The sequence below is a fragment of the Tepidimonas thermarum genome (assembly GCF_007556705.1).
In the GTDB taxonomy this organism is placed as follows: Bacteria; Pseudomonadota; Gammaproteobacteria; order Burkholderiales; family Burkholderiaceae_C; genus Tepidimonas; species Tepidimonas thermarum.
In genome coordinates, this window is record NZ_VJOL01000005.1 from 55,316 (window position 1) to 71,699 (window position 16,384).

The window sequence follows — 16,384 nt, forward strand, 5'->3', positions numbered from 1 at the left end:
CCATGGCCGATGTGCGTTTTCTGATTGTCGATGACTTTTCCACGATGCGCCGCATCGTGCGCAACCTGCTCAAGGAGCTCGGGCATGCCGACGCCGACGAGGCAGAGGACGGTGCGGCGGCGCTGCACAAGCTGCGCAACGGCAAATTCGACATGGTGATCACCGACATCAACATGCCGAACATGAACGGCTTTGAGCTGCTGACGCAGATCAAGTCGGACGAAAAGCTCAAGCACCTGCCCGTGCTGATGGTGACCGCCGAAGCGCGCAAGGAGGACATCATCGCTGCCGCGCAGGGCGGCGCGGCCGGCTACATCGTCAAGCCGTTTACCAAAGCAACCTTGGAAGAAAAGCTCACCAACATCTTTCGCAAGATGGGCTGGGCCTGAGGATGGGTCCGGAAGGGGAGGCCATGACCGACACCACGTCCGAAGCGCCCAAGACCGATGGCAAGGGCGACATTTACCAACGGCTTGGCGAAATCACGCGCGAGCTGCACGAGGCCCTCAAAGCGTTGGGCTACATGCCCGCGCTCAAGGATGCGGTGGGTGAGCTGCCCGATGCGCGCAGTCGGCTCGAATACATCGCGCGCCTGACCGGCGAGGCGGCAGAGAAGGTGCTCAACCGGGTCGATGAGGCCAAGGCCGAGCAGCAGGTCGTCATCGACAGCAGCCGCCAACTGGTCGAAACGATCGGCGCCGTCCCGGGCCTGAAGTGGGCGATGCCCGAGCTGCTGGAGTGGTCGCACAAAATCCAGACGGCGGCCGAGCGCACCGACCACCACCTCACCGAAATCATGATGGCGCAGGATTTTCACGACCTCACCGGTCAGGTGATCAAAAAGGTCGTGGCGCTGGCCGGCACGCTCGAGCAGCAGTTGGTGCAGCTGCTCATCGAGACCGCCCCGCCCGGCTCGATGGAGCCGGTGGCCCCCACCGAGCACCCGTCACCCAATGAACGCCGCTCGGAGCTCTCCGGCCCCGTGGTCAACCCCGAAGGCCGCAGCGACGTCGTCACCAACCAGCAACAGGTGGACGACCTGCTGGCCAGTTTGGGGTTTTGAGCGTTCGGTTCTGGCGATCCCAGCGGGGAAAGTAGCCGGTTTTGACCGCCTTTTGGCGCTTTAGAAACCCCGGCCACGCCGGGACAATGCGGCCGTCAGACCCGATCGGCCGCCATGGAATCCACCCAGGACAAGAACCAACCCGCCACGCCGCGGCGCCTGCAAAAGGCGCGCGAAGAGGGCCAGGTGCCGCGCTCGCGCGACCTGACGCACCTGGCGGTGCTGGGCGGCGGGCTGCTCTTGCTGTGGACGACGCTGCCCTGGGCGTACGAACGGCTGCGCGGCGTCATGCGCGTGGGGTTGCGCTTTGATGCCGCCACGGTGCGTGAGCCGCGCCTGATGCTCGAGCGTCTGGCCGACGCGTTGCAGCTGGCGCTGGCGTATTACCTGCCGCTGGGGGCGGCGGTGCTGGCCATCGTGGTGGCGGCGCTGGTGGCGGCCGGCTCTTATGCTTTCAGCACCAAGCCGCTGATGCCCGACTGGTCCAAGATCGGCCTGATCGCCGGGTTCAAGCGCCTGTTTTCGCGCCAGCAATTGGTCGAGGTGCTCAAGCTGCTGGCGATCACGGCGTTGATCGCGGTGATCGGGGCGCTCTACGTCGAGTCGCACATCCAGGCGTTTGCGGCGCTCTTGCTGCGGCCCCTGGAGGCGGCCTTGGTGCAGACGGGTGAGTGGTTCACCACCGGTGTGGCCTGGTTGCTGGCGGTGGTGCTGCTGGTGGCCGCCATCGACGTGCCGCTGCAGCAATACCTCTACCGCCACCGCCTGCGCATGTCGCTGCAGGAGGTCAAGGACGAGTACAAGGAGACCGAGGGCAACCCGCAGCTCAAGGCCAAGCGCCGCCAGCGCGCGCGCGAGATTGCCCATGGTCAGAGCATCCGGCGCGTGCCCGAGGCCGATGTGGTCGTGATGAACCCCACCCACTACGCCGTGGCGCTGCGCTACGACGAGCGCACCATGGCCGCCCCGCACGTGATCGCCAAAGGCACCGATTTGCTGGCGCTGCGCATTCGCGACGTGGCGCGCGAGGCCAAAGTGCCGGTGCTGGAGTCGCCGATGCTGGCGCGCGCCCTCTACGCGCACACCGAACTCGACGAGCCGGTGCCGGCCGCGCTGTTTGCCGCCGTGGCGCAGGTGCTGGCCTATGTGTACCGGTTGCGCGCCGCGCTGCGCGGGCAGGGGCCGATGCCACGCCCGCCGCAACCTGAGGTGCCGCCAGAGCTCGACCCGCTGCACGGCCGATCAAGCGCTTGACCACCCGATCCCATCGAATTGCCATGAACGCCGTTTTGCAATCGCTGCAACAGTCGCTCGGGCCCCTGCGCGGGCACGGGAAGGCGCTGGCCGCACCGGCCTTGGTCATGCTGGTGCTGGCCATGCTGGTGCTGCCCCTGCCGCCGTGGCTGCTCGACACCTTTTTCACGCTCAACATCGGCATTGCGCTGACCGTGATGATGGTGGCGGCCTACATGCGGCGGGCGCTGGATTTCGCGGTGTTCCCGACCGTGCTGCTGCTGACCACGCTGCTGCGGCTGTCGCTCAACGTGGCCTCCACGCGCGTGGTGCTGATGGAAGGCCACACGGGGCCGGGGGCGGCTGGCGCCGTGATCGAGGCCTTTGGCACCTTCCTGATCGGGGGCAACTTTGCGGTTGGCCTGATCGTGTTTTTGATCTTGGTGGTGATCAACTTCGTCGTCATCACCAAGGGCGCCGAGCGCATTGCCGAAGTGGGCGCGCGCTTCACGCTCGACGCCATGCCCGGCAAGCAGATGGCGATCGACGCCGACCTCAACGCGGGTCTGATCGATCAGGCCGAGGCCAAACGCCGGCGCGCCGAGGTGGCGGAGGAGGCCGACTTCTTTGGCAACATGGACGGCGCGTCCAAGTTCGTGCGCGGGGATGCGATCGCGGGCATTTTGATCCTTCTCATCAACATCGTGGGGGGCTTTGCGATCGGCATGCTCCAGCACGGCCTGAGCCTGGAGGATGCCGCGCGCAGCTACATCACGCTGTCGGTGGGCGATGCGCTGGTGGCGCAGGTGCCGGCGCTGCTGATTTCGGTGGCGGCCGCGATGGTGGTCTCGCGCGTGGGCAAAGAGGAGGATTTGGGCCAGCAAATCGTCTCGCAGATGCTGGCCTCGCCCAAGGTGCTGGGCGTGACGGCGGCGGTGCTGGCGGTGCTGGGCAGCATTCCCGGCATGCCCAACCTGGTGTTTCTGGGCTTTGCGGCGCTCGTGGGCTCGGTGGCGTACTGGATCGTGCGTGAGCGGCGCCGCGCCGTCGCGCAGGAGCAGGCCACGCAGCAGGCAGCGCAAGCGCCCACCGAGACCGAAGCCACCTGGGACGACTTGCAGCCGGTCGATTTGCTGGGGTTGGAGCTGGGCTATCGGCTCATCGCGCTGGTCGATCGCACGCGCCGCGGTGACCTGCTCACCCGCATCAAAGGGGTGCGCAAAAAGTTTGCGCAGGAGGTCGGCTTTCTGCCGCCGCCGGTGCACGTGCGCGACAACCTGGAACTCAAGCCCAACGGCTACCGCATCACGCTGCGCGGCGTGGTGGTGGGCGAGGGCGAGGTGATGCCGGGGCAGTTTCTGGCCATCAACCCGGGGCACATCAGCACACCGTTGCTGGGCCAGCCCACCGCCGACCCGGCCTTTGGCCTGCCCGCGACGTGGATCGACGAGCGCCAGCGCGAAAACGCGCAAATGGCGGGCTATACCGTGGTTGATGCCGAGACCGTGCTGGCCACGCATTTGTCACACTTGATGCAGGTCCACGCGGCCAAGCTGCTCAGCCGCACCGAGGTGCAGGAACTCGTCGAGCACGTGCGCAAGCGGGCCCCGAAGCTGATCGAAGAAGTGATTCCGACCATGGTGCCCATCGGTGTGTTCCAAAAGGTCCTGCAGCTGCTGCTGGAGGAGTCGGTGCACATCCGCGACATGCGCACCATCATCGAGACGCTGGCCGAGCACGCGGGGCAGACGCAAGACCCGATCGAGCTGGCGCGCCGGGTGCGCCAGGCGCTCGCGCCCGCCATCGTGCAGCAGATCTACGGCCCGGTGCAGGAGCTCGAGGTCATCGCGATCGAGCCCGGCTTGGAGCGGCTGCTGACCCAGGCGCTGGGCGGGCAGGGCATGAGCGCGCTCGACCCCGGCGTGGCCGACATGTTGACGCAGTCCGCCGCCCAGGTGGCCGCGCGGCAGGAGGAAAACGGCGTGCCGGCCGTGCTGCTCGTGCCCGATGCCATCCGCCAAGCCATCGCGCGGCTGCTGCGCCGCGCCGCCCCTCGGCTGCAGGTGCTGGCGCACAGCGAAATTCCTGACACCCACACCATCCGCATCGGCCCGATCATTGGAGAGCCCGCATGAACGCGCAACGATTCGTCGCCCCCAACTCGCGCGAGGCCATGGCGCTGGCGCGCGCCGCCTTCGGCGAGCAGGCCGTGATCCTGTCGAGCCGCTCGACCGACGACGGGTTCGAGGTCGTGGCCACCTCCGAAGACCAGCTCGCGGCGCTGGCCGCGCACGTGGCGTCGCCGGCTGCCCAGACGGGTCAAGCCCAGCGCAGCGTGCTGCCGCAGACCCCCGCGGCGCGCTCGGGCCGCGCCAGCCTGGGCCTGCAGCAGCGCGCCGCGGCGCAGTTGCCGCCGGTGTCGCCCGACAGCACGGTGGCGCAGGACACGGAAACCCTGGCCATGAGCACCCTGTCGTTCCAAGAATACGTGCGCGAGCGCATGCTGCGCAAGCGCCGTGAGGCGCTGCAAGGCAAGGCGCCCGAAGCGACGCCGCGCCCTGCCGCTGCCCCGGTGGCGGCCGCAGGCCCCCGGCCCCCGGTCGCGGCCGACGGGGAGGAGGTGGTTTTGCCCTTTGGTCGTGCCGCGCAGCCGGCCCCGGCGCGCGAAGCGGTCGCGCGTCCCGCAGCCGCCGGGGCCAAGCCGGTGCGCCCCGCTGGCGGCACGGCGGCACAGGCCAGCGCGAGCGCCGCGCAGACGCAGGCGCAACTGGCGGCGCAGCTCGATGCGCTCAAGGCCATGATGGAAGAGCGCTTCCAGACCCTGGCCTGGCTGGGGCAGTCGCGCCTCAACCCCATCCAGTCGCAGCTGATGCACAAGTTCGTGCGCGCCGGCTATTCGCCCACGGTTGCGCGTGCGGTGCTGGAGCGGCTGCCGGCGCAACTCGGCGCGGCCGAGGCCTGGCGCTGGACGCTGGAAGTGCTTGCGCGCAATCTGCGCGTGGCGCGCGAGCCCGGGCATTTGTGTGATGAGGGCGGCGTGTTCGCGCTCATCGGCTCCACCGGCGTGGGCAAGACCACCACCGCCGCCAAGCTGGCCGCGCAGTGCGTCAAGGCCTACGGCGCCAACAGTGTGGGGCTGATCACGCTGGACACCTACCGCGTCGCCGGCTACGAACAACTGCGCGCCTACGGCCGCATGCTGGGCGTGGTGGCGCACTTGGCGCACGACCGCGCAGCCCTGCAAGACCTGCTGGAGCTGCTGGCCAACAAGCGCATGGTCATCATCGACACTGCGGGGCTGGGGCAGAAAGACCCGCGCGTCCAGGAAATGGCGGCGCTGCTGCAAGCGCCCCAGATCAAAAAGCTGCTCGTGGTCAACGCGGGCAGCCACGGCGACACGCTCGACGACGTGTTCCAGGCCTATCGCGAAACGCCGCTGCACGGGGTGATCCTGTCCAAGGTGGACGAGGCAGCCAAGCTGGGGCCCGCGGTGGATGCGCTGATCCGCCATCAGGTGGTGCTGCGTGGGTTGACCACCGGCCAGCGCGTGCCGGAGGACTGGCAGCGGCCCGACGCCATGGCGTTGGTGCGCCTGTCCATGGGCGGGCGGGGCAAATCGGCCTTGGACCCGACCCCGGCGGAGTTGCCGTTCTTTTTCACCGATCCGGTGCAAACGGGCTGGCAGCCCGAGGGGGCGGCCCATGCTTGAGTCGGTCCACGATCAGGCCGCAGGGCTGCTGGCGTGGCGCTTGCAGCCCCCGGCCCGGGTGCTGGCCGTGGTGGCGAGCGGCCGCGGTGCGGCCTCGCTGGAGCTGCTGTGGCGGCTGCGGCAGGGGTGTGCCGGGCTGGGGCTGGAGGTCGCCGTCGTGGAAGACGAGCCCGGCCGCTGGGGCGCTGGCCCTGAGCGCGGCGGCGTGTGGCTGTGGCACACCCCGCCCGAGGAGGTGCTGCGCTGGTGGCCGCCCGAGGCCGGACGTCCCCTGGTCGGCTGGACGCTGGACCCGGCGGCGCTGGTGGCGGCCTACCAAGCGGTCAAAACGCTGTGGCGCGGTGGCCTGGCGCCCGTCGTGGTGGCGTTGCCCGATGGCGCAGCGTCGGCCGCTGGCGCTGCCTGGCAGGCCGCGCGTTCGGCCCTGGAGCGCACCTGCGCCACCCATTTGGGTTGGGTGCCGCCCGTGTGGACGCTGGGGTATGATGAGCGCGTACCGGCCGATCCTGCGGTCGAGTCCGTGCTGTGCAAGGCGCTGGATGCCGCCTGGATGTGGGACACCCCGGCGGGGGTGGGGAGTGTCGTGCGGCCATGCTGATGTCCAGCCCGGTCTCGTCACCGTCCCGGCCGGTTGGGATGCCGGAGTTTTCGATGTACACGCCCAAGGGCACGCTCGACCGCGATGCGCAACTGCGCCAGTATGCGCCTTTGGTGCACCGCCTGGCCCACCTGATGATTGCGCGCGTGCCGGCCAGCGTCGAAATCGACGACCTCATCCAGGTTGGCATGATCGGTCTGACCGAGGCGCTGGCCCGCTACGAGCCATCCATGGGGGTGCAGTTCGAGACCTTTGCCACCCAGCGCATACGGGGCGCGATGCTCGACGAACTGCGCGACGCGGACTGGATGTCGCGCGGCTCGCGCAAGCTGCAAAAAGACATCGAGTCTGCGATCCACCGCCTGGAGCAGCGGCTGCAGCGCGCGCCGTGCGAATCCGAGATTGCGCAGGAGCTGGGCATGTCGCTGGCCGAGTATCAGGAGACGCTGTCGCGCATGCGCGGCACGCAGCTCGTCTACCTGGAGGACTTGGGCGGCCGTGGCGATGACGAGGAAGGCTTTCTCGACCGCTTTTTGCCCGACGACGGGGACAACAGCCCCGAGGCGATCCTGGCCGACCAGCGCATGCGTGCCGCGCTGGTGGAGGCGATCGGCAAATTGCCCGAGCGCGAGCAGCACGTCATGAGCATGTACTACGAGCACGACATGAACCTCAAGGAGATTGCGGCCGTGCTCGGCGTGACCGAATCGCGTGTGAGCCAGCTCCACTCGCAGGCGGTGGCGCGCCTGCGCGCACGGCTGCGCGAGCACTGACGGGGCGTGCCCCGGGCGCCCCTGTTGGGGGGGGTCAGCCGTAGCCGCCGCGCCCCATGCCGGGGCGGCGACGGCCCAGTTGGGCGTAGGCCTGGAGGTCGTCTTGCGGCAGCAGTTGCGCCAGTGCCTGCCGGTTGGCGGCCGACAGGCGCGCCTGCTGCTCGTGCAGCCACTGCATCCGCTGTCCGATGTCCGACAAGAGCGCCGCCACCTCGGGTGTGGGCGGGGGCTGTACGCGGCCGGCTTGGGCCCAGGACCGCACATCCGCAAACGCCTGCGCCAACGCGGCGCACGCGTGCGCCCATTCTTGCGCATCGACCTCACCACCCGCGTGGCGGGCGGCCAGGGCCAGGGTGTGATCGAGCTGCTGCCGCAGCGCTTGAAGCTTGGCTGGCCAGTCGGTCTCCGCGGCGGTCATCGACGGTTGTGGGAGGGCGCCCGGTTAGCCTTGGCGGCGCGCGCCGCCGGCGATGCCCAGCAGTTCGCGCGCGCTGCCCAGCAGTTTGTCCGCAATCGCCTCGGCGTTGACCGAGAAGCTGCCGTTTTGGATGGCGGTGCGCATCGCCTCGACCTTGGCGGCGTCGAAGCTGTCCGTGCCCGAACGCGCCACCCCGTTGGTCATGACCTGCGTGACGGGCGAAAACGTGACACTGGTGCCAGACGGGCTGGCCGACGAACCGCCCACGCCTTTGGCAGGCGCGCCGGCGCCCTCCGCGGTGCGCGAGGGCACCGAAGCTGGCAAACCGAACTTGGATTCAGGCGATTGGTTGACTTTCATGGCACGCTCCGGATCCCGTCTTGAGACCTCTTGAGAGCGTTATCGGCACGATGCGGTCGGACTTTACCCCTTTTTTGCGGGGTTGTGTTTACAAGGGCAGCGCCACCGTCTGGGCGTCCACCACGGTGCCGACCAGCACACGCCGGTTGGCCAGGCGCACACGCACCGGCTCACCCACGCGGCCATCGCCCAAGGCTTCGCCCGTGGCCGTGAGGATAAAGCCTTGGCCCTCGACCCGCAAGCGCACGGTGGCGCCCGCCTCGAACACCTGTGGCGCGCGCACCACAGTCGCGCGCAGCACCTGGCCTGCGGCCAGCGCCCGCGCCGCTTCGCGCCCCTGCCAGTCTTGCGGGCGCGCCAAGACCGGGTCGCGGTGGAGGGTCCAATCGACCTCGGTCAGTTCGGCAACATCCGGGGTCAGGGTGTCGCCGGGCGCCACGGGGCGCCGCAGCACCCAGCCGGGACCCCAGACGCGCACATAGATGGGCAAAAACACGTTCCACGCCACTGGGCCTTCGGTGCAGCGCAGTCCGATGCGGCTGCGGCCCCACAGGCGGGTGCCTGTTGGCACGTAGGGCTCGACGCGCTGGCACGGCGCTAGGCGCAGCCGGCTGTCGAGCGCGCCGACCTCGATGTCGACGCGCAACGCACGGCCCGCCGGGTCGGTGCGCAATTGCTCGCCCACGGCATCCCCCAGCCATTGCGACATTTGCGCGCGCCACGGGGCCGAGCCCACTTGCGCCGCCGTTTGTGCGCTGGCCACCTGCAGCCACAGCAGCAGGCCCAACCACACCAGCACCCAGCGCACGCGGCGTGCGGTGGGTGCGCGCGGGTTGGCAGTGGGAGCAAGCAGGATGACCACGCCGCCACTGTAGGGCGCGGGGCGGCGGCTGGTGCCCGGAATTGCGCCGGATGGGCCGGGCTTTTTGGGGCTTTTGCGACCCTCAAGTTTTTGACAATCACGGCAACGGGTGGCCCACCGGCCGCCCCGAGCCAGGGACGCTTCCCGCTGGAGAGGCCGCTATGTTGAACCGTTTGACCGAGCGCATGGACCTGCTGGGGCAGGCCCTGCAGCTGCGCGCCTACCGTCAGCAGGTCATCGCGAGCAACATCGCCAACGCCGAGACGCCGGGTTACGTGGCGCGGGATTTTGACTTTGCCGCGGCGTTGCAGGCCGCACGCCAGACCGCGTCGCCCGACGCAGCGCCGCGCGGGCGGGCGGACGGCGCGGTGCCCTCGGCGCGCGAAGGTCTGGCCGGCACCGACCCGCGGCACCTGCGCACCGCGGTGCACAGCGCCACGGGCGTCGGCGACCGCGCGCGACTGGCCTACACCGTGCGCACCCAGCCCTCGCTGGATCAAAACAGCGTGGACTTGGACCAGCAGCGCGCCAACTTCGTGGACAACGCGGTGCAGTACGAATCGACGCTGCGCTTCATCAACGGCCACGTCAAGACGATGCTGGCCGCGATCCAAGGGCAGTGAAGGAGGCCGTCATGTCGATGTTTCGCATCTTTGACGTCGCCGGCAGCGCCATCAGCGCGCAGGCGCAACGGCTCAACACCGTGGCCAGCAACCTGGCCAACGCCGACGCCGTGGCCGGCCCCGACGGCCAGGCCTACAAAGCGCGCCAGGTGGTGTTTCAGACCCTGCCGATGGGCGAGCCGGCCTCGGCCGGGGTCAAGGTGCGCACCATCGTCGAGAGCGACGCGCCCAACCGCCGCGTCTACAACCCCCACCACCCCAGCGCCGACGCCCAGGGGTATGTGACCTATTCCAACGTCAACCCCGTGGAGGAGATGGTCCACATGATCGCCACCGCCCGTTCCTACCAAAACAACGTGGAGGTCATGAACACCGCCAAATCGCTGCTGCTCAAGACGCTGCAGATGGGCCAGTGAAGGCTGAGCGGAGAGCACCATGTTCATGACCCCCATCAGCAACAGCGACATCGAGGCCTACAACGCGCGCGGCGGCGCGCAGGCCGACGCCACCGATCCCAAGGCGGCGCAGGAGCGCTTTCTCAAGCTTTTCGTGGCCCAGCTCAACAACCAGGATCCGCTCAACCCGCTGGACAACGCCCAGATGACCACCCAGATGGCGCAGATCAACCAGGTGGTGGGGCTGCAGCAGGTCAACGAAACGCTCAAGAGCCTGGCGACGCAATTCGGCATGGTCAGCGGCCTGCAGGGGGTGCAGCTGGTGGGCCGGCAGGTGGTCACCGAGGGCAATCGTCTGGAGGTTGCCGACGGCACCGCCCGCGGCGCGTTCAGCCTGGCCGGGCCGGCCGACGCGGTGCAGGTCGAGATTCTGGGGCCAGCGGGCGAGGTAGTGGGCAGCCTGGACCTGGGTGCGAAGCAGGCCGGCCTGCAGACCTTCGATTGGCCGCTGGGCAGCGTTGACCCCACGCGGGTGGCCTCGCTGCGCGTGAGCGCGACCCGTGGCGGCCAGAGCGTGGCGGCGACACCGCTGGCGTTGCAGCGCGTGCAGTCGGTTGGCTTTGTGGACGGCAGTTTGCGGCTGCGCACCGACGGCGCAACGCTGACCTACGACCAGGTGCAAGCCTTTCTCTGATCCTGGCGTCCATTCTTACCCTCATTCTTCAAGGAGCCCATCATGAGCTTTGGAACCGGACTCTCAGGCCTCAACGCCGCCAGCAAAAACCTGGATGTCATTGGGCACAACATCGCCAACGCCAACACCACGGGGATGAAGGCCGGCCGCGCGGAATTTGCCGAAATGTACGCCTCGTCACTTGGGGCGGCGGGCGGCAGCAATGGGGGCATTGGTGTGAGCGTGGCCAATGTGGCCCAGATGTTCACGCAGGGCAACATCAAGATTACCGGCAACAACCTGGACATGGCCATCAACGGTGACGGGTTTTTCAAAGTTGCGCTGACCGATGGGTCCACGGCGTATACCCGCAATGGTGAGTTCAAGCTGGATAAAGACGGCTACATTGTTACCAACAATGGTGCCCGGCTGCAGGGCTATCAGACGGATACGGCTGGCAAGCCCATTTCTGTCGTGACCAGTGATCTGAAGTTGCCGACGGGTGGCATCATCGATCCGCGGCCAACGGGGACCAATCCTGCCATGACCTCGGATGAGGGGGTTTTTATAACCGCCAACTTGGATGCCGCCGCACCTGGACAGAACACCGGCATGCCAACCTCCCCCATCGCCGATACGCTTAAAACGTATGGCACATCGTTGAATGTTTACGATCAACAAGGCGTCGCCATTCCGGTGCAGATCTATTTTGTCAAGGATGACTCTACGCCCAACACCTGGTATGTGGTTGCAGAGATGACAGACACGGGTGGGACGACGACTGGGGTAGGATCGGGGACGATTACGTTTGGTCCGGATGGTAAGCCGACGAGTGGTGCTCCTATTACATTTACAATTGCTGCAAATGCCTATAACGGTACTGCGCCATCCGCTGCATTGACCAATGTTCCCATCAAATTCGGTGACGGCACCGCCGGCCACCCCTACACGCTGACCCAGTACGGCGCCAAGTTTTCCGTTTATGATTTGCGCCAGGATGGTTATTCGGCGGGTGAGTTGACGTCGATCAGTGTTGCGGAAGATGGAAAAATCACGGCGCGCTATTCCAATGGTCAATCGCAAATCAGCGGACAAGTCATGCTGACCCGATTCCGCAACGTGCAGGGGTTGCTGCCCATCAACGGGGGTTACTGGCAAAAAACGGCAGCGTCGGGTGACCCGATCGAGGGCCAACCCCTATCGGGTCGCTTTGGCCTTATCCGCTCCGGCGCACTGGAAGAATCCAACGTGGATCTCACGCAGGAGCTGGTCAACATGATCGTCGCGCAGCGTGCCTACCAGGCCAATGCGCAGACGATCAAGACCCAGGACCAGGTGCAGCAGACGCTGGTCAACCTGCGCTGATCGGGCGAGGGTTAAGCCATGGACCGCGTCATCTACACCACGCTGTCGGGGGCCACGGCGGCCATGCAGCGGCACCAGGTCATTGCACACAACCTGGCCAACGTCACGACCACGGGGTTTCGGGCGGAGCTGTCCACCTTCCGCGCGGTGCCGCTGCGTGGCGAAGGCGCCACGACCCGCGTCCATGCGCTCGAAGCCACGCCCGGCTATCTGGACAAGCCGGGCCCGATGCAAAACACCGGCCGCCCGCTCGACGTTGCCGCGGTGGGGCGCGCCTTTTTCGCCATCCAGGCGCTCGACGGCACCGAGGCGTACACGCGCGCCGGTGCGCTGCAGGTCAACGCCGACGGGACGCTCGTGGGCTTCAACGGCCTACCCATGCTCGACGCCGGCGGCGCCCCGCTGACGGTGCCGCCCGGCGCCCAGGTGCGCATAGGCCGCGACGGCACGGTCACGGCCCAGGTGGGCGCGGAGGCCCCGCAGCAAATCGGCCGCCTCAAACTGGTCACGCCCGAGGCGGGGCAAAAGCTCGTGCGGGGCGAGGACGGTCTGTTTCGCGGCCCCAACGGCCAGCCGCTGCCTGCCGACGAGAACGCCACGCTGGTGGACGGCATGTTGGAAGGCTCCAACGTCGATCCGATTCAGGCCATGGTCGACATGATCGCCGCCACCCGCCAGTACGAAGTGCAACTGCGCATGTTGCAAAACGCCGAGAAGAACGACCAGACCGCAGCGCAGCTGCTCAGCCTCAACGCCTGACCGGAGATTCCGCCATGATCAACTCGCTGCAAATCGCCAAAACCGGCATGCAGGCCCAGCAGACGCAGCTGGACGTCATTTCGCACAACCTGGCCAACGTTTCGACCGCCGGGTTCAAGCGCAGCACGGCGCTGTTCGAGGATCTCATCTACCAAAACCTGCGCCAGGTGGGCGGCAACGCGACCGAGACGGCCGAGCTGCCCACCGGCCTGCAAATCGGCCTGGGTGTGCGCACCGTGGCCACCGCCCGCACCTACACCCAGGGCAATTTGCAGCAAACCGACAACAACCTGGATGTCGCCATCAACGGCAACGGGTTTTTCCGTGTGCAAATGCCCGATGGCAGCACGGCCTACACGCGCGACGGCAGCTTCAAGCTCAACGCCGAGGGACAACTCGTCACCAACCAAGGCTACCCGCTGGTCGATGGCATCCAGGTGCCGCAAAACGCCCGCGCCCTGACCATCGGCAAGGACGGCACCGTGACCGCGACGGTGGGCGATGCGGTGCAGACGATCGGCCAAATCACGCTGGCGCAGTTCATCAACCCGGCGGGGCTGGAGCCCACGGGCCAGAACCTGTTTCGCGAATCGCAGGCCTCCGGCGCGCCCACCGAAGGCGCACCCGGCAGCGAAGGCTTTGGCCAGACCCTGCAAGGGTACCTGGAGAGCTCCAACGTCAACGTGGTGCAGGAGCTGGTCAACATGATCCAGACCCAGCGCGCCTACGAGCTGAACTCCAAGGCCGTGACCACGTCGGATCAGATGCTGCAGCGCCTGACGCAGCTGTGACCCACCACCTCAGGGGATATGCCATGTCCACCCAAGCGCGCCTGTTGGTCTTGGCCGCTGCCGCCCTGCTGGGCGGGTGCGCCACGCTGTCGCAAATTCCGGATGTCGATTTGGCCCAGCCGCCAGAAGACGGCATTCGCTACCCCCAGGCGCGCGCCGTGGCGGCTGAGCCGGCCAACGGCTCGCTGTTTCGGCCCGCGGCGTACCGGCCCGGTTTCGAGGATCACCGCGCGCGCCTGCCCGGCGATGTGCTCACCATCCAGATCACCGAGTCGCTGTCGGCCTCGCAAAGCGCCAAGACCGATGTCAAGCGCGAAAGCAGCATCGGCGCAAGCGTCTCGGCCTTCCCCTTCGTCACGGGCACGGTGCTGGGCGACCTGACCACGGGCGCCAAGTCCAGCAACACCCTCAAGGGCGACGGCAAGACCGAGGCCAGCAACACCTTCCGCGGCTCCATCACCGCGGTGGTCACCGACGTGCTGCCCAACGGGCACCTGGTCGTCATTGGGGAAAAGCAGATCGGCGTCAACCAGGCGGTGGATGTGCTGCAGTTCAGCGGCACGGTCGATCCGCGCGTCATCCAGCCGGGCAACGTCGTGCCCAGCACCCAGGTGGCCAATGTGCGCGTGCTCTCGCGCGGCCGGGGCGCACCAGCCGATGCGCAAACATTTGGCTGGTTGGCACGGTTCTTTTTAACGCTTTTGCCGTTCTAAAGTTTTTCCACAATCGGTTCACGAGGTGATGCGCGATGAACCGATGGACTTTTCTTCCCCGCTGGTGGCTGGCCGTGATGGTCGCCTGGGCATTGACGTGGGCCCCGGCGCACGCCACGCGCATCAAGGACGTGGCGTCCGTGCAGGGCGTGCGCAGCAACCAGCTCGTGGGCTATGGGCTGGTGGTGGGGCTGGATGGCACGGGCGACGGCAACAATGCCTACACCACGCGCAGCCTGGCCAACTTCATGCAGCAAATGGGCATCAGCCTGCCGCAGGGCGTGACGGTGCAGCCCAAAAACGTCGCCGCGGTGCTGGTGACCGCTGAGCTGCCGCCGTTTGCCCGACCTGGGCAGACCATCGACGTGACAGTGTCCTCGGTGGGCAGCGCCAAGTCGCTGCGCGGCGGCACCCTGATCCAAACCCCGCTGCGCGGCGCTGACGGGCAGGTGTATGCCTTGGCGCAGGGCAACCTGGTGATCGCCGGTGCAGGTGCCGCCGCCGGGGGCAGCAGCGTCACGGTCAACCACCTCAACGCTGGGCGCATCCCCAACGGCGCGCTGGTCGAGGCCACCGTCCCCACCCCCTTGCTGCTGGGCGAGACGGTCACGCTGGCCCTGCGGGCGGACGACTTTCAGACCGCATCGCGCGTGGCCGGCGCGATCAACCAGGCGATTGGCGACGGCACGGCCCAGGCGCTGGACGGGCGCACGGTGCAGGTGCGCGCGCCGCGCGACCCCAACGAGCGCGTGGCGTTTTTGGCCAGCCTGGAGGACCTGCCTGTGGCGCTGGCCACGCCGACGGCGCGCGTGGTGTTCAATGCGCGCACCGGCTCGGTGGTGCTCAACCAGGCGGTCAAGCTGGCGCCGGCGGCCATCGCGCACGGCAATTTGTCGATCAGCATCAGCTCCACGCCCCAGGTCAGCCAGCCCGGGCCCTTTGCGCCGCCTGGCGCCCAAACCGTGGTGACCGAAAAGGCCGACATCCAAATCCAGCAGGAGGGCGGCAAGATCATGGAGGTGGAGGCCTCGGCCCAGCTGGCGGACGTGGTGCGCGCCCTGAACAAACTGGGGGCCACGCCGCAGGACCTGCTGGCCATCTTGCAAGCCCTCAAGGCCGCTGGTGCGCTGCAGGCCGAGTTGGAGGTGCTCTGACCATGGTGGCCGATGTCCGCTTCACGCTCGGCGCAGATGCCGCCCGCGGGCTGGCTGCAGACGCCCGCAGCCTCGACGCGCTCAAGACCGCATCGGGCCGCGACCCCAAGGCCGCGCTCAAGGAAACCGCTCGTCAGTTCGAGGCGCTGTTCATGCGCGAACTGCTCAAGTCCATGCGCGAAGCGACGATGAAAAGTGGCCTGATGGACAACGAGGGCAGCGAACTGGGCACCGATTTGCTGGACGAACAGTGGGCACTGAAGATGACCGGGCTGCCGGGTGGCTTGAGCGAGATGATCGAGCGCCAGTTGCGGCAGCAAATCGACCCCGCTGCGCGGCCCCGCGCGCCCGATGGCGCAGCCGCGCCCGCGACAGCGCCAGCCGCCATGCCCGATGCCGGCGGCACGCCACGCCCCAGCGCAGCACAGGCCGCCTTTGTCGAGCAGCACCGCGCCGTGGCGCAACAGGTGCAGCGCGAAAGCGGGATTCCGGCCGCCTTCATGATCGGCCAGGCCGCGCACGAGACCGGCTGGGGCCGCAGCGAAATCCGCATGGCCGACGGACACCATTCCCACAACCTATTTGGCATCAAAGCCGGGCCGGGGTGGAGCGGCAAAGTTGCCGAGGTCACCACCACCGAGTACGTGGACGGCCAGCCGCGCAAGGTGGTGCAACGGTTTCGCGCCTACGACAGCTATGCCGAGGCGTTTCGCGACTACGCCCGGCTCATCACCGGCAGCCCGCGCTATCAGGCGGTGTTGCGCAGCCTGCACTCGCCGCAGGCGTTTGCGCAGCAGTTGCAGCAGGCCGGCTACGCCACCGATCCGCAGTACGCGGCCAAGCTCAGCCGCGTCATCAACACCGCGCTGCAGCTGCAGCGCGCCCTGGTCTGAGC

At 67.7% G+C, this 16,384-nt stretch carries 19 protein-coding genes; 16 read left to right on the top strand and 3 right to left on the bottom strand.

Going from position 1 to position 16,384, the window contains the following annotated elements; all coding sequences use genetic code 11:
* The first annotated feature begins 2 nt into the window (after positions 1-2).
* From cheY to Tther_RS02630, 7 genes are all read left to right on the top strand, one after another.
* On the top strand, positions 3-389 hold the full coding sequence (gene cheY, locus Tther_RS02600; protein ID WP_143900589.1) for a chemotaxis response regulator CheY: 387 nt from the start codon (positions 3-5) through the stop codon (positions 387-389).
* A 23-nt stretch (positions 390-412) separates the two neighbouring features.
* Positions 413-1,063 (top strand): protein phosphatase CheZ, encoded by a 651-nt coding sequence (locus Tther_RS02605; RefSeq protein WP_143900592.1) that lies wholly within the window; start codon positions 413-415, stop codon positions 1,061-1,063.
* Between the two features lie 114 nt (positions 1,064-1,177).
* Positions 1,178-2,317, top strand: a complete 1,140-nt coding sequence (flhB, locus tag Tther_RS02610; protein WP_143900594.1) for a flagellar biosynthesis protein FlhB — start codon at positions 1,178-1,180, stop codon at positions 2,315-2,317.
* A gap of 107 nt (positions 2,318-2,424) precedes the next feature.
* Positions 2,425-4,431 carry a flagellar biosynthesis protein FlhA gene (gene flhA, locus Tther_RS02615; protein WP_425472795.1) on the top strand — a complete coding sequence of 669 codons (2,007 nt, stop codon included), beginning with the start codon at positions 2,425-2,427 and terminating at the stop codon, positions 4,429-4,431.
* Entirely contained in the window at positions 4,428-6,005 is a 1,578-nt protein-coding gene (gene flhF, locus Tther_RS02620; protein WP_143900598.1) for a flagellar biosynthesis GTPase FlhF, read from the top strand. Before flhA ends, flhF begins: the two co-directional genes overlap by 4 nt.
* Complete coding sequence (locus Tther_RS02625) at positions 5,998-6,603, top strand: hypothetical protein (protein WP_143900600.1); 606 nt, start codon at positions 5,998-6,000, stop codon at positions 6,601-6,603. Before flhF ends, Tther_RS02625 begins: the two co-directional genes overlap by 8 nt.
* 53 nt (positions 6,604-6,656) lie before the next feature.
* On the top strand, positions 6,657-7,376 hold the full coding sequence (locus Tther_RS02630; RefSeq protein WP_143900602.1) for an RNA polymerase sigma factor FliA: 720 nt from the start codon (positions 6,657-6,659) through the stop codon (positions 7,374-7,376).
* A 34-nt stretch (positions 7,377-7,410) separates the two neighbouring features.
* Here the strand turns inward: Tther_RS02630 and Tther_RS02635 are convergent, their stop codons facing one another.
* The 3 genes from Tther_RS02635 to flgA all read right to left on the bottom strand — a co-directional run bounded on the left by Tther_RS02635 (position 7,411) and on the right by flgA (position 9,016).
* A complete protein-coding gene (locus Tther_RS02635; protein ID WP_143900604.1) occupies positions 7,411-7,794 on the bottom strand; it encodes a hypothetical protein in 384 nt (127 codons plus the stop codon).
* Between the two features lie 24 nt (positions 7,795-7,818).
* Positions 7,819-8,154 (bottom strand): flagellar biosynthesis anti-sigma factor FlgM, encoded by a 336-nt coding sequence (flgM, locus tag Tther_RS02640; RefSeq protein ID WP_143900606.1) that lies wholly within the window; start codon positions 8,152-8,154, stop codon positions 7,819-7,821.
* Between the two features lie 88 nt (positions 8,155-8,242).
* Positions 8,243-9,016, bottom strand: a complete 774-nt coding sequence (gene flgA / locus Tther_RS02645; RefSeq protein WP_143900608.1) for a flagellar basal body P-ring formation chaperone FlgA — start codon at positions 9,014-9,016, stop codon at positions 8,243-8,245.
* Positions 9,017-9,177: 161 nt separating this feature from the next.
* On the opposite strand from flgA, the gene flgB reads away from it, so the two are divergent.
* The 9 genes from flgB to flgJ are packed head-to-tail and all read left to right on the top strand — an operon-like array spanning position 9,178 to position 16,382.
* A complete protein-coding gene (gene flgB, locus Tther_RS02650; RefSeq protein WP_143900610.1) occupies positions 9,178-9,639 on the top strand; it encodes a flagellar basal body rod protein FlgB in 462 nt (153 codons plus the stop codon).
* Between the two features lie 11 nt (positions 9,640-9,650).
* Entirely contained in the window at positions 9,651-10,055 is a 405-nt protein-coding gene (gene flgC / locus Tther_RS02655) for a flagellar basal body rod protein FlgC (RefSeq protein WP_143900612.1), read from the top strand.
* Between the two features lie 19 nt (positions 10,056-10,074).
* Positions 10,075-10,728, top strand: coding sequence for a flagellar hook assembly protein FlgD (locus Tther_RS02660; protein WP_246098879.1), 654 nt, complete (start codon positions 10,075-10,077; stop codon positions 10,726-10,728).
* A 42-nt stretch (positions 10,729-10,770) separates the two neighbouring features.
* A complete protein-coding gene (gene flgE / locus Tther_RS02665; protein ID WP_143900614.1) occupies positions 10,771-12,072 on the top strand; it encodes a flagellar hook protein FlgE in 1,302 nt (433 codons plus the stop codon).
* Positions 12,073-12,090: 18 nt separating this feature from the next.
* Positions 12,091-12,831: a flagellar basal-body rod protein FlgF gene (gene flgF, locus Tther_RS02670; RefSeq protein ID WP_143900616.1), complete on the top strand. Its 741-nt coding sequence runs from the start codon at positions 12,091-12,093 to the stop codon at positions 12,829-12,831.
* A 14-nt stretch (positions 12,832-12,845) separates the two neighbouring features.
* Positions 12,846-13,622 carry a flagellar basal-body rod protein FlgG gene (flgG, locus tag Tther_RS02675; protein WP_143900618.1) on the top strand — a complete coding sequence of 259 codons (777 nt, stop codon included), beginning with the start codon at positions 12,846-12,848 and terminating at the stop codon, positions 13,620-13,622.
* Between the two features lie 23 nt (positions 13,623-13,645).
* The gene (locus tag Tther_RS02680; RefSeq protein WP_143900620.1) at positions 13,646-14,335 is read left to right on the top strand and encodes a flagellar basal body L-ring protein FlgH; all 690 of its coding nucleotides are present in this window, start codon (positions 13,646-13,648) and stop codon (positions 14,333-14,335) included.
* 35 nt (positions 14,336-14,370) lie between these two features.
* Complete coding sequence (locus Tther_RS02685) at positions 14,371-15,489, top strand: flagellar basal body P-ring protein FlgI (RefSeq protein ID WP_143900622.1); 1,119 nt, start codon at positions 14,371-14,373, stop codon at positions 15,487-15,489.
* 2 nt (positions 15,490-15,491) lie between these two features.
* Complete coding sequence (gene flgJ, locus Tther_RS02690) at positions 15,492-16,382, top strand: flagellar assembly peptidoglycan hydrolase FlgJ (RefSeq protein WP_143900624.1); 891 nt, start codon at positions 15,492-15,494, stop codon at positions 16,380-16,382.
* Positions 16,383-16,384 lie beyond the last annotated feature (2 nt).